This is a genomic window from Flavobacterium sp. (assembly GCF_040383245.1).
Lineage (GTDB): Bacteria > Bacteroidota > Bacteroidia > Flavobacteriales > Flavobacteriaceae > Flavobacterium.
In genome coordinates this window covers 14763-35642 of record NZ_JBEIDX010000011.1, presented here as the reverse complement: position 1 = coordinate 35642, position 20880 = coordinate 14763, and the positions used below count along the sequence as shown (strand labels likewise).

20 protein-coding genes are annotated in these 20880 nt (G+C 31.9%); 14 read left to right on the top strand and 6 right to left on the bottom strand.

All coding sequences use genetic code 11. From position 1 onward, the window contains the following. Positions 1–33: 33 nt before the first annotated feature. From ABWO08_RS06290 to ABWO08_RS06255, 8 genes are all read left to right on the top strand, one after another. The gene (locus ABWO08_RS06290) at positions 34–1080 is read left to right on the top strand and encodes a hypothetical protein (protein WP_353084392.1); all 1047 of its coding nucleotides are present in this window, start codon (positions 34–36) and stop codon (positions 1078–1080) included. Further along, positions 1077–1553, top strand: coding sequence for a redoxin family protein (locus ABWO08_RS06285; protein WP_353084391.1), 477 nt, complete (start codon positions 1077–1079; stop codon positions 1551–1553). Before ABWO08_RS06290 ends, ABWO08_RS06285 begins: the two co-directional genes overlap by 4 nt. Before the next feature lie 578 nt (positions 1554–2131). Then, the gene (locus ABWO08_RS06280; RefSeq protein WP_353084389.1) at positions 2132–2470 is read left to right on the top strand and encodes a hypothetical protein; all 339 of its coding nucleotides are present in this window, start codon (positions 2132–2134) and stop codon (positions 2468–2470) included. A 438-nt stretch (positions 2471–2908) separates the two neighbouring features. After that, complete coding sequence (locus ABWO08_RS06275) at positions 2909–3601, top strand: transmembrane-type terpene cyclase (RefSeq protein ID WP_353084388.1); 693 nt, start codon at positions 2909–2911, stop codon at positions 3599–3601. A 206-nt stretch (positions 3602–3807) separates the two neighbouring features. Continuing rightward, positions 3808–4404 (top strand): hypothetical protein, encoded by a 597-nt coding sequence (locus tag ABWO08_RS06270; protein WP_353084386.1) that lies wholly within the window; start codon positions 3808–3810, stop codon positions 4402–4404. A 594-nt stretch (positions 4405–4998) separates the two neighbouring features. Next, a complete protein-coding gene (locus ABWO08_RS06265; protein WP_353084384.1) occupies positions 4999–5385 on the top strand; it encodes a hypothetical protein in 387 nt (128 codons plus the stop codon). A 66-nt stretch (positions 5386–5451) separates the two neighbouring features. Further along, positions 5452–6195 (top strand): GLPGLI family protein, encoded by a 744-nt coding sequence (locus ABWO08_RS06260; RefSeq protein ID WP_353084383.1) that lies wholly within the window; start codon positions 5452–5454, stop codon positions 6193–6195. Between the two features lie 28 nt (positions 6196–6223). Then, positions 6224–8887, top strand: a complete 2664-nt coding sequence (locus tag ABWO08_RS06255) for a carboxypeptidase-like regulatory domain-containing protein (protein ID WP_353084382.1) — start codon at positions 6224–6226, stop codon at positions 8885–8887. A 215-nt stretch (positions 8888–9102) separates the two neighbouring features. On the opposite strand, the gene guaB is transcribed toward ABWO08_RS06255, so the two are convergent. After that, complete coding sequence (gene guaB / locus ABWO08_RS06250) at positions 9103–10575, bottom strand: IMP dehydrogenase (RefSeq protein ID WP_353084380.1); 1473 nt, start codon at positions 10573–10575, stop codon at positions 9103–9105. A 155-nt stretch (positions 10576–10730) separates the two neighbouring features. Here guaB and ABWO08_RS06245 point away from each other — a divergent pair, with 155 nt between their 5' ends. Beyond that, positions 10731–13238 carry a cation-translocating P-type ATPase gene (locus tag ABWO08_RS06245; RefSeq protein WP_353084379.1) on the top strand — a complete coding sequence of 836 codons (2508 nt, stop codon included), beginning with the start codon at positions 10731–10733 and terminating at the stop codon, positions 13236–13238. Positions 13239–13246: 8 nt separating this feature from the next. Here the strand turns inward: ABWO08_RS06245 and ABWO08_RS06240 are convergent, their stop codons facing one another. Together ABWO08_RS06240 and ABWO08_RS06235 are read right to left on the bottom strand one after the other, a co-directional pair. Then, complete coding sequence (locus ABWO08_RS06240) at positions 13247–14110, bottom strand: hydroxymethylglutaryl-CoA lyase (RefSeq protein WP_353084377.1); 864 nt, start codon at positions 14108–14110, stop codon at positions 13247–13249. A 20-nt stretch (positions 14111–14130) separates the two neighbouring features. Then, a complete protein-coding gene (locus tag ABWO08_RS06235) occupies positions 14131–15150 on the bottom strand; it encodes a quinone-dependent dihydroorotate dehydrogenase (protein ID WP_353084375.1) in 1020 nt (339 codons plus the stop codon). 111 nt (positions 15151–15261) lie between these two features. On the opposite strand from ABWO08_RS06235, the gene rlmH reads away from it, so the two are divergent. Next, complete coding sequence (gene rlmH, locus ABWO08_RS06230; protein WP_353084374.1) at positions 15262–15735, top strand: 23S rRNA (pseudouridine(1915)-N(3))-methyltransferase RlmH; 474 nt, start codon at positions 15262–15264, stop codon at positions 15733–15735. A 16-nt stretch (positions 15736–15751) separates the two neighbouring features. On the opposite strand, the gene ABWO08_RS06225 is transcribed toward rlmH, so the two are convergent. After that, positions 15752–16372: a hypothetical protein gene (locus ABWO08_RS06225; protein WP_353084373.1), complete on the bottom strand. Its 621-nt coding sequence runs from the start codon at positions 16370–16372 to the stop codon at positions 15752–15754. 1 nt (position 16373) lies between these two features. Continuing rightward, positions 16374–17198: a dihydropteroate synthase gene (gene folP / locus ABWO08_RS06220; RefSeq protein ID WP_353084371.1), complete on the bottom strand. Its 825-nt coding sequence runs from the start codon at positions 17196–17198 to the stop codon at positions 16374–16376. 113 nt (positions 17199–17311) lie between these two features. Here folP and ABWO08_RS06215 point away from each other — a divergent pair, with 113 nt between their 5' ends. From ABWO08_RS06215 to tpiA, 4 genes are read left to right on the top strand one after another with little or no spacing between them, the layout of a single operon-like run. Further along, on the top strand, positions 17312–17854 hold the full coding sequence (locus tag ABWO08_RS06215) for a DUF1599 domain-containing protein (RefSeq protein WP_353084369.1): 543 nt from the start codon (positions 17312–17314) through the stop codon (positions 17852–17854). Between the two features lie 35 nt (positions 17855–17889). Continuing rightward, the gene (locus tag ABWO08_RS06210) at positions 17890–18999 is read left to right on the top strand and encodes a MauE/DoxX family redox-associated membrane protein (RefSeq protein ID WP_353084368.1); all 1110 of its coding nucleotides are present in this window, start codon (positions 17890–17892) and stop codon (positions 18997–18999) included. Between the two features lie 25 nt (positions 19000–19024). Beyond that, on the top strand, positions 19025–19528 hold the full coding sequence (locus ABWO08_RS06205) for a TlpA family protein disulfide reductase (RefSeq protein ID WP_353084366.1): 504 nt from the start codon (positions 19025–19027) through the stop codon (positions 19526–19528). Further along, the gene (gene tpiA, locus ABWO08_RS06200; protein WP_353084364.1) at positions 19528–20280 is read left to right on the top strand and encodes a triose-phosphate isomerase; all 753 of its coding nucleotides are present in this window, start codon (positions 19528–19530) and stop codon (positions 20278–20280) included. The genes ABWO08_RS06205 and tpiA overlap by 1 nt, the downstream gene beginning before the upstream one ends. 71 nt (positions 20281–20351) lie before the next feature. On the opposite strand, the gene ABWO08_RS06195 is transcribed toward tpiA, so the two are convergent. Further along, complete coding sequence (locus tag ABWO08_RS06195; RefSeq protein WP_353084363.1) at positions 20352–20798, bottom strand: KTSC domain-containing protein; 447 nt, start codon at positions 20796–20798, stop codon at positions 20352–20354. Between the last annotated feature and the right edge of the window lie 82 nt (positions 20799–20880).

Genomic DNA, 20880 nt, shown 5'->3' with positions numbered 1-20880 from the left:
GCATTAATGCCCCAATATTAAATATTTAAAAAAATGAAAAAAATAATTTTTATATTAACAATATTAATATCTAAACAAATCTATTGTCAAAAGGCAAAAATTCAGGTATTAAATCAAAATAATAATCCAATTGAAAACGTTCAAATTTATGCTGACTCAACACTAATTGAAAAAACCGATAAAGAGGGATATTTTAATATAAATTTAAAAAAAATAAATAAGATATCTTTAGTTAAAGAAGATTATTATGACACAATAATAAATGTAAAAGATATAAATATAAATATTTATTTAAAAAAGATTAATGCAATAGTTTTAGACGAGGTTATAGTTACTAATCTTAATGCTAATACTGTTTTAGACAGTATTTTAAACAAAATAAAATTAAAAAATGTATTGATTACTCAAAATTTACATTTTTTTAATTGCTTTACGACTGGAAGCGATACGCTAACATATATTAATAAGCGACTAATTCATAAGAATAGAGATGGTTATTATTGTGAAAATGATAAAAATATAGTTAATAATTTCAATGTAACAAATGGAAATAATGCAGTATATTTTATAAATAACAGAGAAATTAGTTTTAATCTAGATTACCGTCATGTCAATCCACCATCAATTAGCTATGAATACCAAATAGTTATTAAGTATCGTAAAGGATTTGATTATTCAATAACAAAAGCAGATGGTTTTTATAAAATAAAATTTGAAAATAAAAAAAACAATAAAGAATATCCATATAGTGGCTACATTATAGTTGACTATGATGACTTTGGTCTTTATGAATTTAGTTGCAAATCTACCATTGATGATAAAAATAAAAGAAATATTATATTTAGGGACAAAATAATTAATTTTAAAATCCTTTTTGAAGAAAGTTTTATTAAATATACTAAAAATGAAAATGGCAAATATGAATTAGTCACCTATAGCTTCGATAGCCAATTGCAAATACTTGATGGCACATTTAAAGGTAATATCTTTAAAAATATATGCAGAAAAGAGCCTACAATTCCATTTGATGCTTCTACAACGAAAAAATTTGATTTATTAACTTATAAAATTCTAAAATGAAAAAATACCTAAAAATCGCATTAGTTCTATTTCTAATTATAATTTCATATTTTTTCTATTCAAGATTTAAGTCAATTTCTGAAATTCCTTCATTTGAATATAAAACTATAGATAATGAAATCTATTCTAATAAATCTATTGAAAAATCAAATAAAAGAACAGTTTTTGTTTACTTTTCTTGCAAATGTGATGATTGTAAAGAACTAATCAATAATATTGCAAATCACAAAAAAATACTTCACAATAACAAAATAATATTAATAACAACAGAGAAAAATAAAGATGTAATTGAAAATTTTGTTAATTATGAAAAAATAAAACAGTTAAGTATTCCTTTATTAATTGACGGAAAAAATAATTTCCCTTCTGATTTTTCATTAGGAATTTCAATAGATTTACCAAAAATAATAGTTTTTGATGAAAATGGAATTTTAATTAATGATATTAACCCAAAACTATTAGATTATAAATAAAATGGCATCATACAACAGCAGTTTGCAAAAATGGCGGGTTTTGGGCTTAATTTAATATTGGTTTTGTAATTGCAAAGCCAGTTTTTAACCGAAAAGTTTATGCTTCCTTAATCCGCCACTTCTGCAAGCTACAAAACGTTATTTTTTAAACCCAATAACTATTATTTACAATCCTTGTTATAAACAAAAAAGTCGCTTTACAGCGACTTTTTCATATCGAATAATTTAGATGCAATTAAAGCTGAATTAATGCAAATCACTTCAGGTAATTTTGTAGGAATATAGAACAAACAAAAAATTATACAAAAGCCCAATAGAAGCCGTTTCTATTGGGCTTTAGTTTTTTACACCCTTTAAAATCCAATTTAGAAACAATAGTTGTTACTAAAAGCAAAAAATTATTGTAAATTATTGTAAATTATTGTAATAAGCATTTTAGCTACAACTATCTTCCCCAAAACAGTTGTGCATTACCTACTTTATAGCGTCTATATACTAGTTAGCTGACATTGCCCTACATCCATAGTTAGAGATAAAAAAGCGTATTAATAATTTTAAATAAATAAACACAAATTACAATGGACACAAAAAAATTAGAACCATTTTTGACAAGAATTCTTTTCAAATATCAAGACACCGAAACACAGGCTATGAGAGAAATTGCATATATATACAATAGAGAAGCTCTCGACCATCTTTTAAACATAAAGAAACAGACTTATGATAATTCGCAATTTATTGAAATTGGAGATATAATAACTCTTGAAGAATATAAATGTAAGGTTATGAATATAAATTTTAAGCTAGAAGAAAAGACGTATGATAAGAGCGGAGGTTATGGAATAAATATGCATTCACCAACTGACCCTAATGATTTTAATTGTCAAATTGGTGTATTTGTTGAGAGGATAGATTAAATAAGTGACACATAATGTTTGTGTGCTACCAATATTGAGTTACGACACTTAGAAACAAATTAATTGAATTAGCATTAGGCGAAAAATAGACTAAAGAAATGCAACGTCAGCTAGCAGCGGTTTTGCAAGATTGCGGAGTAAGTACTTAATTTAAAGTTTTGGCCGAATTAATGCAAATCACTTCAGGTAATTTTGTAAGAATATAGAACAAACAAAAAATCATACAAAAGCCCAATAGAAGCCGTTTCTATTGGGCTTTTGTTTTTTACGAGTTATTAAAACTCAATAAAATTCAACAAGAGTTGCAAAATATAAAAGTTTGTTGTAAATTATATTAAATAATCACTTTAATAGTGAAAATCTTCCAAATTACAGTTGTAAAGGCACTACTTTAAAGAGACTTTATCAAGTTATTAGTAACATTTAAAAAAGAAAGAAATGAAATGGACAGAAATTATGGTTTTGTCAAGCGGTATTGCTTGGACAATTACTTATTTAGCGCTTGTGTATCGTGGTTTTAAAGACAAATCTTATGGAATGCCACTTGTTCCATTGGCATTAAATATTGCTTGGGAGGTTACTTTTTCATTGATTTATCCACCACATACTTCGGGTGGTTTAGCAACTGTAATTAATACCGTTTGGATGATTTTCGATGTTGGAATCGTAATTTCGTTGTTTATGTATGGCTATAAATATTTCCAAAACAGCTACAAAATATCTAAATCAGAATGGATAATGTTGATAATTGTAGCATTTTCAGCATCGTTCGGGATTATGATTGTAGGCGGACCTTTCTTCGGTCAATTTGAGCCTTACTTTCATAAAGAAATATTTGAAGGCGCAAAGTTCATCGCATTCATTCAAAACCTTGTTATCTCAGTTTGCTTTGTTTTGATGTATTGGCAACGACAAAGTTCAGAAGGCCAATCGTTCACAATTGCATGGTCAAAATGGATAGGAACATCAATGACAGTAGGACTGTCATATCTTTTGGTAGACCATAAAGGCGAAGATGCAACCTTGATATTCATAATCATTTTAGTAACTTTCATTTTTGATACTTACTATATGCGTTTGATTTACAACCAACTCAAAAAAGAAGGTATTAATCCTTGGACAAGATTATAACGCTAATAGCTTAGATTTCAAATCCTCACTATAAAAAATAAAGTCACTTTGGAAGAGTTTATTTAACAACATCAGATGAATTTTAAAATTAAAAGTTTAAATCAACAGGGCGGTACATTAACCATAGTTTAATAAAATTAAAAATAGCACCTAAAGTTGTCGTCCTTTCGGTAGTCCGAATTAATAATCAAGGTAAAATAGTTATTATGAAAAAAATAATATTAGGTTTATTATCCTTTACATTTTTACTATCTTGTGGAGGTCAAGAAGATTCTGTTGAAAAAGTTGATTTGACTAAAATGAAAATTGACTTAAAGGATTCAAAGCTAAATGGTGAAATTAAATTATTCACTTTCAGTAATACTAAAGAATTAATAAGTGAAATTGATGAAGCAATCAATTTAATAACTGAAGACTCAAAAGAAATTATTAAAAATAATTCAGAAGTAACTAATGTAATTACTAACATTAGTTTTATCAATGGTAAAGCAATTATTTCAAAAATTTTATATGTTAATTATAAAACAAAAAAAATAATTGAGGGTTATGAATTGGATACTAATTCAAATACTTATGCTTTGCTTTCACGTAAAATAAACTGGGACGAAATCTTTGGAGGTGGCGGTTGTCCTACTGGCTATTCTCAACTCGCATCTTGTGGAAACTTTAGTAATCCTCAAACATGTGTTGGAAATGCTATACAAACTTATCTTTCAGCAAACATAAGTGGCCCAGGTGATTGTGCAAATGCTCAAGTAAATGTAGGAGCATTAAACACTCGTGTTTGCGGCAGAGCTTGTTAATTTTAGAAAAAAAATAATACTTTTTAGAGCAATTAGGGTAATCATAGTTGCTCTTTTTATATATAAAAAAAAATCATATGCCAACATACGTTTTGAAAGATTGCCGAGTAAGTACTTTATTTAAAGTTTAGGCCTAATTAACTCAAATCACTTCAGGTGATTTTGTAGGAATATAGAACAAACAAAAAATCATACAAAAGCCCAATAGAAGCCGTTTCTATTGGGCTTTTGTTTTTTACACCCTTTAAAATCCAATTTAGAAACAATAGTTGTTACTGAAAGTAAAAAATTGTTGTAAATTAATTGTAATAAGCATTTTTGCTACAACTATCTACCCCAAAACGGTTGTGCATTACCTACTTTATAGCGTCTATATACTAGTTGCAAGAAACCATATGACCAACGTTCGGTAAAATTTCAACGATCAGCCTTCGGAATGGCTTAGTACAGAAACGAAATAACACCTAACAGAAGAAAATAAATTACTTGTATCGGGCAGAAACCCATAAGGGAAAACAACAGCAGAAAATCTTTGACTGCCTTAAAGGGAGCCAGAAGCTCTTGCAAAGATTCAAGCACAATACTATAAATAGTATGAAGAATTTATTTTTTACTTTAGCTTTTATGCTAGTCGGCTCATTTGCTTTTGCAAATACTCAACCTGTTGAGAAACATAAAAATGTTACAATTGAAAATTGTTTAAATCATCTAAAGGTATCATTTGACTTAGGTAATTTATCAAATTTAAGTGAGTCCGAATTGTATAATTTATTAGACAATCTACCAACGCAAATTCTTAATTCAGAACAATTTGATGAATGTACTATTTCATATTCTGTTACCTTTACTTACTTGGGGGTGTCTACTACTGTAACTAGTTCAGGAACAGCAGCAACATGCGCAGCAGCTGGAGATATTGCAAGAAGTGGAATAAAAAATGAAATTGGAGCTGCAAAAAAACTAATTTTAAGTGCTTTTTAAATTCACAAAAAAAGAAGCCATTAATTTGGCTTCTTATAATTTTCTTTTATCCAAAATATATATATTATGATTTTTCAAAATAGACTATTTAAAATTAACATATTTATACTATTAACCTCTTTTAGTGCATTTTCACAAAATAATTACCAAGTTCAATATAAAATGACCACTTTGTTTGATGGTATTAAAAATTATGATGCAAATTTAACATTTTCCGAACAAAACTCTTGTTTTGAATACAAACTATCCATAAAAGATACTGCAACAGCTGAGACTCAAGATGAAAATGGTCATAAAATAATTAATTTTCCTAACAAAAATAAACAATCAATATTTATCAATTTTAAAGACAAAAAAATCACTGAATTAAAGAAACTTAAATCAGTATATTTAGTTGAAGATACACTTTCAATTCCTAAATGGAATATCACTAATGAAATAAAAAACATAAATAATCTTCAGTGTCAGAAAGCAACTACTTTTTATAAAGGTCGTACTTATGAAGTGTGGTACGCAATTGAGTATCCCTCAATTTTTGGACCATGGAAACTCAACGGTTTGCCAGGTTTGATAATCCTTGCTCAAGATGAAAAAAGAGAAGTTTTTTTTGAAGCCATTGAAATACAAAAAATAGATAGAAATACTTGTCAATTAGATAATTCCATAAAACATATATCAAAAAATGATTTTGATAAACTAATAAAAAATTGGCAAAAAGATTATGAAGAGAGATTAAAATCTATGGGAGACCGAAATTTAAAATTAGATGTGAAATTTGGAAAAGCTGTAGATATAGAAATTTTAGATTAAAATGAGTTAAAGAAAATAAATATATCAAATGCTAAAAATCAATTGTTGCATATTTTTTTTATGTTTTTCTTTTTGTAGTTCTTACTCTCAGAATGTAATTAAAGGAGAAGTAAAAGATAAAAACAATCAATCTATAATTTCTGCTAATCTTATCCTTAATGATAAGAATGGCAAAATTATTTCATACACTTATACTAATGAATTAGGTAAATATGTTTTAAAAACAGAAAAAACAGGTCAATTTTTTTTAATTGCTTCCTCTATGGGTTTTGAGCAAAAAAGTTTTGATTTTCTTATTGAAAACAAAAATGAAATAAAAACAATTGATTTTTTCTTAAGTCCAAAAATCACAGAACTCAAAGAAATAAAAATTACATCCAAAAAACCGATTACAATAAAAAATGATACTATCATTTTCAATGCCGATTCTTTTAAACAAGGCAACGAACAAGTAGTTGAAGATTTGTTAAAAAAAATACCAGGATTAAATATTGATGCAAACGGTACAATAAAAGTAGGTAATCAAGAAGTCGAAAAAGTAATGATAGATGGCGATGATATGTTTGAAAAAGGATATAAAATACTTACCAAAAACATGTCTGTTAACCCAATTGATAAAGTAGAACTATACCAAAATTATTCCAATAACAAACTTCTAAAAGGCATTGAAAATAGTAATAAGGTTGCACTAAATCTAACACTTAAAGAAAATTCAAAACGTGTTTGGTTTGGCAATATTTCGGCGGGTTATGGATTAGTTTCAGAAAATCGTTATAAGGTTGGAAGCAATTTAATGAACTTTGGTAAAAAAAACAAATACTACTTTTTAACAAATTTCAATAACATAGGCGAAGATGCAACAGGTGATATCAACCATTTAATTCGTCCGTATCGTTTTGATGAAGCTGGTAGTATTGGCGATGACCAAACAGCAAATTCATTACTAGGATTAGGTTTTGACACACCAAACCTTAAACAAAAAAGAACCAATCTCAACAATGCCGAAATGCTGTCTTTAAACAGTATTTTCACATTATCAGAAAAGGTTAAACTTAAAACTTTAGGTTTTTTAAACACCGATGAAGTTGATTTTTTTAGAAATAGTTTTCAATCTTTTTCCATTGGAACCACAACATTTACCAATACCGAAAATTTTGTAGGTAGAAAAACACAATTCACAGGTTTTGGAAAAGTAGATATAACCTACGATATTTCAAAAACAAAAACTTTTGAATACACAGGGAAATTTAATAAAACCAACGAAAAAAATAGAAGTGATTTATTATTCAATAACGATTTACTAAACGAACGCTTAAACGCAAACAACCAACTTTTTGACCAAAAAGTAGTGTATACCAACAAGTTTAAAGACAATAAAGTTTTTTTACTTTCTGGCAGATACATCAATGAAAAAACACCTCAAAATTATTCTGTTAATCAATTTATTTTTCAAGATTTATTTTCAGAAAACGCCAACATCACCAAACAATTTAGCGAAAACAAAATGCAGTTTGCAGGTTTAGAAGCTCATTTGTTAGATAAAAAGAAAAACGGCGATTTATTGGAAATAAAAATCGGTAATCAATTGCGAATAGATGGTTTAAATACTCGTTTTGAGTTATTACAAAACGATAACAATCTTACTTTTCCTAATGGTTATCAAAACCAACTAACTTATACTACAAACGATTTATATTTATCAGCAAAATATCGTTTTAAATTTAAGAATGTTACTTTACTAACCCAAGCAGACGCACATCAATTGTCTAATCAATTAGAAAATTACAATGTAAAATCTAATCAAAATCCATTTTTCATTCTACCAAAAATTGGATTAGATTGGAAAATTAACGAGAAAAATAAACTACTTACTTCGTATTCTTATAACACAACAAACGCAGGGGTTTTAGATGTATATTCGGGTTTTGTACAAACAGGGTTTCGTTCATTTTCAAAGGGTTTAGAAGAGTTTAATCAATTAAATTCATCAAGTGCTATTATAAATTATACTTATGGTAGTTGGGGCGACAAGTTTTTTGCTAATACTTTTATCTTGTATTCCAAAAACAATGATTTTTTTAGCACTAATTCCATTATTGCTCAAAATTATTCACAATCTGAAAAAATAATTATAAAAGACCGTGAATTTTTATCCATTTCATCAAGTATTGATAGGTATTTTAAACCAATTAAATCAAATTTAAAAATCAATTTAGGAGCAACAAAAACAAATTTTAAAAACATAGTAAACAATTCAAATTTAAGAGAAGTTAAAAATTTCATCGCAAATTATGGATTTGAATTGCGTTCAGGTTTTAGAGGTTTTTTTAATTATCATATTGGCTCAAAATGGAATTACAATCAAGTTGAAACAACTATTAAAAATAATTTCACAGACAATATGAGTTTTTTAGATTTATCATTTATGTTTAGTGATAAATTTAATATTCAAGTGCAATCAGAACGTTACTTTTTCGGAAATTTAGACAAAGACAACAACAAATATTATTTCTTAGATTTAGAAGCTCGCTATGTGGTTAAAGAAAACAAACTAACTTTTTTCTTGTCAGGCAATAATCTTTTTAACACAGAAACATTTAGAAATTATAGCATTTCCGACATCAACATTTCACAAACCGAATACAGATTAATGCCAAGGTATGTATTGCTGAAAATGGAATATAGGTTTTAAAAGAAGAATGGCTTCTTGCAACATACGTTTTGCAATATGGCTGCTTTAGGCTTAATTTAAAGTTGGTTTTGTACCTGTAAAATAGTGTTTAACCGAAAGTTTAGACTTCCTTAATCCGCCACTTAGCCAAGCTGCAAAAGTTTATTTCTTAAACCCAATAAATTTGATTTACAATACTCACTTAAAACAAAAAAGTCGCTTTGCAGCGACTTTTTTTATCTCGAATAATTTGGAGCTTCTTTGGTAATGGTGACGTTGTGCGGGTGGCTTTCCCCAATTCCGCTTGCGGTAATTCGAACGAAGCGTCCGGTTTCTTGCAGCGTAGGAATGTCTTTGGCACCACAGTAACCCATTCCGGCACGCAAGCCGCCAATAAATTGTTGCATGCTTTCGTTTAGTTCTCCTTTGTAAGGTACACGTCCTACAATTCCTTCGGGAACTAATTTCTTAATATCGTCTTCCACATCTTGAAAGTAACGGTCTTTTGATCCTTCTTGCATGGCTTCCACAGAACCCATTCCACGATATGACTTAAATTTTCTACCTTCAAAAATAATGGTTTCTCCAGGTGATTCTTTGGTTCCTGCTAATAATGATCCTAGCATTACACAATCGGCTCCTGCAGCAATTGCTTTCGGGATATCTCCTGTATAACGAATTCCACCATCGGCAATAACCGGAACTCCGGTACCTTTTAAAGCCGCAGCAACTTCTATAATTGCAGAAAATTGGGGAAACCCAACTCCTGCAACTACGCGTGTAGTACATATAGAACCTGGTCCGATTCCTACTTTTACTGCATCGGCACCATTGGCAACCAAATACAAAGCGGCTTCGGGCGTAGCAATGTTACCCACTACCACATCCAATTCAGGAAATTTATCTTTAACTTGTTTTAATACATCCACCACTCCTTTGGTATGCCCATGAGCAGTATCAATAATCACGGCGTCAACGCCTGCATTTACTAAAGCTGTAGCGCGTTCTACCGCATCGGCAGTAACACCAAGCGCCGCTGCTACACGCAAACGACCAAATTTATCTTTGTTTGCAATTGGTTTTTGCGTAAGCTTAGTAATATCTCTAAAAGTGATTAGTCCCCCTAATTTATAGTCGGCGTCTACCACAGGAAGTTTTTCAATTTTATTTTGCTGCAAAATCCCCTCTGCTTCTTGCAAAGTTGTTCCAACAGCTGCGGTAACTAAATTAGTCGATGTCATTACCTCAAGAATAGAACGCGAATTTATTTTTTCAAATCGCAAATCACGGTTGGTTGCAATACCTTTTAAGATTCCGTTTTCATCTACCACCGGAATTCCGCCAATTCCAAATTCTTTCATGGCTTGTTTGGCATCTCCCACAGTTGCTGATAAAGGCAAAGTTACCGGATCGATAATCATTCCGGCTTCGGCACGCTTCACTTTTCTTACTTTGGCTGCTTGCTGCTCGATGGTCATGTTTTTGTGTAACACGCCAATTCCGCCTTCTTGCGCCATAGCAATTGCCATAGAACTTTCGGTTACGGTATCCATAGCGGCAGACACAATAGGAACATTCAAAGTAATGTTTTTTGAAAACTTAGATTGGATGCTTACTTCGCGCGGTAAAACCTCAGAATAATTAGGGATAAGCAGAACATCGTCGTAAGTAAGACCTTCGCCAACGATTTTAGTTGTATGTGCTTTCATTGCAATTTGTTGTAGTTGTTAAATTGCATGCAAATATAGGTAAAATTTTGGAGTTGGCAGTGAGAAGTTGGAAGTTTTTTAATCTGACCATAAAATTCTAAATTAAAGCTTAGGATGAACTATAATTCACTATCTTTAATTAGATATGACCAATAATGCTATTTACAACTAAAATACCTGCGGGCCTCTCCAATAAAGAAGTGCTTATTTCTAGAAATAACGGCGGGACAAACTCTTTAGAACATCAAAAAAAGAATCATTTTCTAATTTCTTTGATAGCAACAATCAAAGAACCAATGTTCTTACTTTTGTTTGTAGCGGCAAGCATCTATTTTGTTACAGGAAATTATGGGGATGGTATTTTTATGGCTGTTGCTATTATTCTTGTTTCGGCGATATCTCTATTTCAAGAATCTAGAAGTCGGAATGCCATTGCAGCCTTAAAAAAATTATCGCAACCCAACTGTAAAGTATTTCGAAATAACAAATTAGTTCAAATTCCAACTGAAGAAATTGTACTTGGCGATATCATACAAATAGAAGAAGGTCATTTTATTCCTGCAGATGGTGTTATCATTCAATCAAATGATTTTTCGGTAAACGAAGCCATATTAACTGGAGAATCTTTATCTGTTTTTAAAACAGAAGATTCACAAAACAATCAGATTTTTCAAGGTACAATTGTAGCAACAGGATTGGCCATCTGCAAAGTAACTGCAATTGGAAATCAAACCAATCTTGGTAAAATTGGAACTAGTTTAGAAACTATTATTGAAGAAAAAACACCTTTGCAAATTCAAATAGGAAAATTTATAAAAATAATGTCGCTTATTGGTTTGGGCATATTTGGAATAGTTTGGGCAATTCAAATCTATCGCACCAACCTTATCTTAGATAGTTTACTTAAAGCCTTAACCATAGCGATGAGTTTAATTCCAGAAGAAATTCCGGTTGCATTTGCTTCTTTTATGGCACTAGGTGCTTGGAGATTAATGAAATTGGGGATTATTACCAAACAAACAAAAACGGTCGAAACGCTAGGAAGTGCCACCGTAATCTGCACCGATAAAACGGGCACGATAACCGAAAACAAAATGAGTTTAGCCCAATTGTATCTTTTCCAATCAGATACAATTATGAATGCCAATGAGAAATTAAGCCCCGAGGCCAAAGAAGTGCTAAGTTATGCTATGTGGTCTAGTGAACCTATTCCGTTTGATGCAATGGAAATTGCTATTCATGCTGCATATTCAAATATGGAATCGATTGACGAAAGACCCAATTATAAATTGATTTACGAATATCCATTAGGAGGAAAACCACCTATGATGACGCATATTTTTGAGAATCTTGAAGGAAAAAAAATTATTGCCACCAAAGGTGCTCCCGAAGCTGTAATAGAAGTTTGTACTCTTTCGGAATCTCAAAAAGAAAACATATTGAAAGCCATGCAAAAAATGGCCGCCAACGGTTACCGAGTTTTAGGTGTTGGAGTTGCTGACTTTTCGGGAACAATTTTTCCAAAAAATCAACAAGATTTCCAATTTATATTTAAAGGATTGATTGCATTTTATGATCCTCCAAAAGCAAATATTCAAGCTGTTTTTGAAACTTTTTATAAAGCCGGTATTCAAGTGAAAATAATTACTGGAGACAATGCTGCAACTACTACTAATATTGCCAAACAAATTGGATTTAAAAATTCCGAAAAAGTAATAAATGGCTCCGAACTCATAGAAATGGACGCTGCGACTTTAAAACAAAAAGTTATGGAAACTTCCATTTTTACTAGAATGTTTCCAGAGGCCAAACTAAAAATTATTCAGGTATTAAAAGACAACAATCAAATTGTGGCCATGACTGGGGATGGGGTAAATGATGGGCCTGCTCTTAAATCGGCACACATTGGAATTGCAATGGGAGAAAAAGGCACAGAAATTGCCAAGCAAGCAGCAAATTTAATTTTGATAGACGATGATTTTTCGAAAATGGTGGATGCTATTGCTATGGGAAGAAGAATTTATTTGAATTTGAAAAAGGCAATTCAATACATTATATCCATTCATATTCCGATTATTTTAATTGTATTTATTCCACTGGCTTTGGGGTGGATTTATCCCAATATATTCACTCCGGTGCACATCATATTTTTGGAAATTATCATGGGGCCAACCTGTTCTATTATCTATGAAAATGAACCCATGGAAAGCGATTTAATGTTGCAAAAACCAAGGCCATTAACAAGTACTTTTTTTAACTTGAAAGAAATAACTTTGAGTGTAATTCAAGGTTTGGTAATTACTTTAGGATTACTTTTTGTTTACCAATATTGCCTAACTGAGGGATTGAATGAAAACCAAACTCGAACTTCCATTTTCCTTGCTTTAATTACTTCTAATATTTTTTTAACCTTAGAAAATCGTTCGTTTTACTATTCAATTTTTACTACCATTCGCTATAAAAATAATTTAGTTTTACTAATTATTGGAATCACAATTCTAATTACTTCAATATTATTATTTGTCCCTGTTTTCTCTAATTTTTTCTTGTTTGAAAATATAAGTTTCCTTCAAATTGCTTTGTGCATTTTTGTTGGATTTATTTCAATTATATGGATAGAAATTTATAAGATTTTTAGAAGAAAAATTGGAATGGATAGCTGAATAGGTTTCTAATGAAACTCCCCAAATAATCTTGAAGCTACATTATAAGCACTTTCAAAACTCATGGGACTGGAATTGGTATCGGCTTTTTGTTGCGTGAAATAAGACAACATTTTTTCGGTAGGCATGTTTCCCGTTAAATCGTCTTTGGCCATGGGGCAACCACCAAAACCTTGGATGGCACCATCATAACGGCGGCAACCGGCTTGGTATGCAGCATCAATTTTTTCAAACCATTTATCGGGAGTGGTGTGCAAATGCGCACCAAACTCGATCGTTGGGTATTTCGGAATTAAATTGGAAAACAAATAATCAATCACCTCGGGTGTAGAACTTCCAATAGTATCTGAAAGCGATACAATTTTTACTCCCATATCAGCCAATTTTTCGGTCCACTCCCCTACAATATCCACATTCCAAGGGTCACCATACGGATTCCCAAATCCCATAGAAATATAGGTCACCACTTCTTTTTGGTGTTTGTAGGCAATTTCTAAAATCTCGTTGAGTGTTACGATACTTTCGGCAATTGTTTTGTGGGTATTTCGCATTTGGAAGTTCTCTGATATCGAAAAAGGAAAACCCAAATACTGAATTTCTTTATGCTCGGAAGCCAAAACTGCGCCTTGAGTATTGGCGATAATAGCTAATAATTTGCTGTTGGTTTGGGATAAATCCAATTGGGCTAAAACCGCTGCCGTATCTTGCATTTGCGGAATGGCCTTAGGCGAAACAAAACTTCCAAAATCGATCGTATCAAAACCTACCCTAAGCAACGACTGAATGTAGTCTACTTTGCGCTCGGTGGGAATGAAGGGCTTGATACCCTGCATGGCATCGCGCGGACACTCTATGATTTTGATTTTGTTCATTAAGTCAAAGGTAGAAAAGTTTAAAGATTTTTCAATAATTCTTTATTGATATCTCGAACTAATTTTGGACCTTCATAAATAAAACCGGTGTACAATTGAACCAAACTCGCTCCGGCTTGCAGTTTTTCCATTGCATCTTGAGCAGAGTGTATTCCGCCCACACCAATAATTGGAAATGATTTATTGCTTTTTTCCGATAGAAAACGAATCACTTCGGTTGAACGATTTGTTAACGGTTTACCCGATAAACCACCGGTTTCTGATTTATTTTCCGATTGCAATCCTTCTCTAGACAAAGTAGTATTGGTCGCGATAACACCCGCAATTTTAGTTTCATTTACAATTTCGATGATATCCAAGAGCTGGGAATCGGTTAAATCGGGAGCAATTTTTAATAGGATTGGCTTGTGATTGCTTGCTTGTAATTTATTATTTTCTAATGTTTGTAATAACTTTTTAAGCGGCTCTTTTTCTTGCAATTCTCTTAAATTTGGTGTGTTTGGCGAACTCACATTTACCACAAAATAATCAACATACGGAAACAAGATTTCAAAACATATTTCGTAGTCGTTTACTGCTTCTTCATTTGGAGTCACTTTGTTTTTCCCGATGTTACCACCAATTAATACGCCTTTGTTATTTTTCAATCGCGCAACTGCTTCTTTCACACCGCCGTTATTGAATCCCATTCGGTTAATAATCGCCGAATCTTCTTTCAATCGAAACAAGCGCTTTTTTGGATTTCCTTCTTGTCCAACTGGAGTTAAAGTTCCGATTTCAATAAACCCGAAACCAAAATTAGAAAGTTCGTTATACAGCTTGGCATCTTTATCAAAACCTGCTGCTAGCCCCACCGGATTTTTAAATTTTAATCCGAAAACTTCGGTTTCCAATCGCTTGTCTTCCACTAAATACAAACCTCTGAAAAGAGATGGAAATCCGGGGATTTTTGATACAATTCGAATTAATGAAAAGGTGAAATAATGAACTTTTTCGGGATCAAATAAAAAAAGTAACGGGCGAATTAGTAGTTTGTACATAGCGTTGCGGTTGTGTCTTGCAAAAATAGAAAATTGTTTTGTAGTTGGATGTTGGATGTTGAAATAAAATAGAAATGTATTTGTAGATTTGTACTTTAATTTACAATTTCGATGAACATCCGACTTTTAGCTATTGGCAAAACCGACAATAAATCGCTTCAATCATTAATTGACGAGTACACCAAAAGGTTGTCTTTTTATATCAAATTTGATTTGGAAGTCATTCCGGATATTAAAAATGTGAAGAATTTATCGGAAGCCCAACAAAAAGAAAAAGAAGGTGAATTGATTTTGTCAAAAATTTCAGCAACCGATCAATTGATTTTATTGGATGAAAACGGAAGCACCTTTTCAAGTTTGGCTTTTTCCGAATATTTGCAAAAGAAAATGAATGCCGGAATCAAAACACTGGTTTTTGTAATTGGCGGCCCTTATGGATTTAGCGAAGAAGTGTATAAAAAAGCGCAGGGAAAAGTTTCGCTTTCAGAAATGACTTTTTCACACCAAATGGTGCGCTTGTTTGTAATTGAGCAGTTGTACCGTGGGTTCACGATTTTAAAGAACGAACCGTATCACCATCAGTAGAGCTGAAAGTTTAAAGTTAAAAGATGAAGTTTTCTGGTTTTGCAAATTCAATTTCCATACTTCTAATGATCATTTGATTTTTAATATAGCTATCAAAAGTGCTGTTTTTATCAAAACAAAAATTGATGTCGTGGTATTTAGCAAGTGGTAATTTATCTAAATAATTTTCTAACGAATCTTTTTGAACCGCAACATCATCAACTAAAATTTTGTTGTTTTTGGCAAAATAAACAACGGCTCCTGTTTTTGGTTTTTTCATCAAAAATTTCACCATTGTGAATGGCATAAATGCCATGGTTTTTTTTACTTCATTAGCATAAGAAAAGTAATTTTTTGAAGCTTCATTTTTGTGCATGCTTCCGTCTTTTTTGGCTTGTAATTTTATTAATTCGGGGACAACCAAATGCAAAGGCAAACGCTTGTCGATATTGAAAATCCAATTGGTCGAACTTATCGAATTTTTTCGATTTACCTTAGCGATTGTGTCCTTACCTTCTACTTTGAAAAATATATAAATTGGCGAATGTTCTTGCACATCGGCAACGATTGTTTTATCGGCTTTTGGCAACTGAACTTCCTTATTTCCATCACAGGAAAGCATTCCAAAAACAAGTAATAATCCCAAAAAGTATTTCATTTTATTTCTGTAATTGAGTGTATAACTGAACGCATTCTGCCGCTTCTTTTACATCGTGCACGCGAAGAATTTTGGCGCCTTTAAGTAACGAAATGGTATTTAATGAAGTGGTTCCGTTTAGCGCAAATTCGGCCGTTGTATCTAATGTTTTATAAATCATTGATTTTCTTGAAAGTCCTGCTAAAATTGGCAATTCGGTTATTTGAAACAACTCTAATTTACTAAGCACTTCAAAATTTTGTTCTACTGTTTTTGCAAATCCAAAACCAGGATCTAGAATCAAATCGTTGATTCCGAAACTTCTGGCTTGCGCAATTTTTTCAGAAAAATAAAACAGCATTTCTTTAATTATATTTTCATAAAGTGCCAAAGATTGCATGGTTTGCGGTGTTCCTTTCATGTGCATCATGATGTAAGGCACTTGTAATTGAGCAACGGTTTTCATCATATTGGCATCTAAATTTCCTGCAGAAATATCATTAATTATTGCCGCGCCATTTTCAACTGCCGCTTGAGCCACTTTACTTCGAAAAGTATCAATTGAAATAACGGTATTTGGAAACTCTTTAATGATATTTTGAACCACCGGAAGAATGCGTTGTAACTCTTGCTCTTCAGAAACTTCTTCGGCATTGGGCTTACTCGAATAACCGCCCACATCAATAAAAGTAGCACCTTCGGAAAGCATTTTTTCAACTTGCTTCAGGGTGACTTTTTCTTCTGTGTGTTTTCCGCCATCATAAAAAGAATTCGGCGTTACATTTAGAATTCCCATAACTTTTGGGGAAGTCAAATCAATCAGTTTTCCGTTGCAGTTTATTGTCATTAATTTCGATGTTCTATTAAATTAAATTCAGAAGTAAAAAATCTTTACAATTAATACTTCCATCTTTATTCAATATTATTTACTTTTGAAAATTATATACAAAGATATCATTAATGAAGAATACTTCACAAGAATACGATAAAGTTATTAGCGTTTGCCAAGATTTATTTGAGAAAAAAATGACCGATTATGGCAGCGCATGGCGTATATTACGATTACCCTCTTTAACCGATCAAATTTTTATCAAAGCGCAACGCATAAGAAGTTTACAAGAAAATGAAGTGCGAAAAGTAGATGAAGATGAAACGGGAGAATTTATTGGAATCATTAATTATTGCATCATGGCGTTGATTCAATTGGAGATGGGCGTTGCCGATCAACCTGATTTGGGCGTTGCAAAAGCAGTGGAATTGTATGAAGCTAAGATTGCGCTTACCAAAAAATTAATGGAAGACAAAAACCACGATTACGGTGAGGCTTGGCGTGAAATGCGTGTGAGTTCGTTAACCGATTTAATCCTTCAAAAATTACTTCGCGTAAAGCAAATTGAAGACAATCAAGGGAAAACAATTGTTTCAGAAGGTATCGATGCGAATTACCAAGACATGATTAATTATTCGGTGTTTGCACTGATATTAATGAAATTCGGAAACTAAAATAAGTACTGTTTTACTAATCAAAATCAACAACTATGGAAGCTAAAAAAAACTATCTTTCTTGGTCAATTAGAATTATCGTTTCGGCACTTTTTATTCTTTCGGCTTTGGCCAAACTATCAAAAGGGCAACTACTGGATTCACCCTATTTTGCCATTTCTACATTTGAAGTAAAACAATTATACACCCTAGGATTTTCGGAAGGAATTGCACCTTATTTTTCTAGAACCCTTATCGGAATAGAGATGGCCTTAGGTTTATTGCTGCTGCAAAATAACTGGCTGAAAAGATTTATTGTTCCGGTAACTACAGCATTATTGTTGGTTTTTATTGGACACTTAACTTATGTAACTTTCCTAAGCGGAGGAAATTCGGGTAACTGTGGTTGCTTTGGTGAATTGCTTCCAATGACTCCAATTGAAGCAATAATTAAAAATATTGTCGCCGTTGGATTGTTAGTTTATTTATACAAATTACTGCCAAATGTTTCAAGAAATGGAAACTTCTGGATCTTAACCACGGTATTGTTTGCTAGTATTTTATGGATTTATATGTTGGCTCCAATTCAACCCCCGGCAAGTAATTTTACTGTTTCGGCATTAACAGAAACACCACAAGACACAATACCTCAAGCTACACAAGTAGTAGATACTTTACAAAAGGGCACACCAGTAAAAAAGGACACTATTGCTAAAATTGAAACCGAAATTGCTAAGGAACCGAAAAAAGTAAAATCGGGGAATGCACAATTTTTTGCAGGAATTGATAAAGGTAGAAAAATCTTATGCTATTTTGTTCCGGGTTGCGACCATTGTCGTACGGCTGCCAAAGAATTAACCGAACTACGCAAAAAAGATGCTTCAATGCCACCTTTGTCTATTATTTTCATGAACGAAGAAGCTGATCTGATTCCAGATTTTTTCAAAGAAGCGGGCGCTTCGTATCCCTATAAAATTATTGAAATCATTCCGTTTTGGAATATTTTAGGAAAAGGAAAAGATACTCCAGGCGTAAAATATTTTTGGAATGGAAATGAAATAAAATATTATTGGGGAATAACCGATAATAAATTTAATGCATCCGAATTTAATGAATACCTTCATAAATCGTATGACGATTTGAAGAAAACAAATCCAAAATTGTAATTTTAATTTAATAACAAATAAACCAATGAAAAAGATTCTATTATTATTAGCTGTTGCTATATCATCAATATCCTGCAGCAATGCACAAAAAAAAGAATTTTCTAAAACAACACTTGAAAGTATTGTAATTACTTCTGAAGGTAAAAAAATTACTTTTAAAGAATTATTAGAGACCTATAAAGGCAAGACTTTATTAGTTGAAGTTTGGGCTTCATGGTGTGGTGACTGTGTAAAAGCGGCACCATTAATAAATGAATTACAAGCGAAAAATCCTGATGTTTCTTATGCGTTTATTTCGTTAGATAAATCTATGGAAAAATGGAAAGCTGGAGTAGAAAAACACCAAATGAAAGGAGATCATTATTGGTTGAATGATCCAGAGGGTATGAAAGGAACTTTTGGACAATCGATAGATTTAGATTGGATTCCGAGATATATGGTGATTAACAAAGAGGGAGCGATAGTGATTTATCGTGCCACAGAAACTGATTTTGACAAAATAAATACTACTTTAAATACTTTAAAATAATGAGAACAAAGATTGTTGCTGGTAATTGGAAAATGAATAAAAACTGTGAAGAAACAGAAGATTTGTTAAATGAATTAATTGATAAATTACCATTAGACAAGGAAGTTCAGATTGTTGTTGCTCCTACTTTTGTGAATTTGGCTTCGGCGGTAGATCATTTAGAATTTACCAACATTACCGTTGCGGCTCAAAATTTACACCAAGCAGAAAGCGGTGCGTATACCGGAGAAATATCTGCAGACATGCTAAAAAGTGTTGGAGTTAATACGGTAATCTTAGGTCACTCGGAGCGTCGTGCTATTTTTCAAGAGACAGATGCGATCATTGCCAACAAAGTTGATGCTGCTTTAAAACACGATATGACCGTTATTTTTTGCTTTGGCGAAGAATTAAAAGACCGTCAAAACAACCAACATTTTAATGTGGTTGAAAACCAATTGCGCGACGGATTGTTTCATTTAGGAAAAGAAGCTTGGGAAGATATTATTCTTGCATACGAGCCTGTTTGGGCAATTGGAACAGGAGAAACTGCAAGTCCAGAACAAGCACAAGAAATGCACGCTTTTATTAGAGAAACGGTTAGACATACTTACGGTAGTGATGTAGCAGAAGATGTTTCTATTCTTTATGGCGGAAGTGTTAAGCCTGATAATGCTCAAGAGATTTTTGGAAAACCCGATGTTGACGGAGGTTTAATTGGAGGTGCTGCCCTGAAAGCGGATGATTTTGTTGCGATTGTAAACGCAATATAATTTACCAAACTTGTATAAAATAAAAAAGCCTTAATTAATAATTAAGGCTTTTTTTATATCTTATATTTATATTAATCTTCTGATCCTTCACCCGATTTTCTATAAATGTAGTTACCATAAATGTGGCGTTTTGCAAAACGGTTAGTAGAATCGGCATTTACAAATTTCACATAAATATTTCTTGGTACACCAATATACTCATAGGAAACTCCATTTACATAAGTAATGATCAATGTTTGTTTCTCATAATTAAAATCAAGAATATTGAAATTATTGATAGTTTCTTGATATTCTGGAAGGTTTTTCTCTACTGTTTCATTAGAAATACTAACTAAAAAATGGTAGGCATTAATGATGTTTTTACTGTGCTCTTCGGCTGCCAGCATTCCTGCCTCGTCATTTACAAATTTATCCGGATGGTTGTCCTTCATGCAATTTCTGTAAATGGTTTTTAACTCTTTTAAAGTTACATTTTTATCAACTTCTAATAATTTTCTGTACTCGATTACTCTTTTCATATATAGTTTTAATTAATAAAAGAGCAACATAGCGTCTCTCTTTTGTAGACTGATGTAAAATCAATTTTAACTGTTATGATTT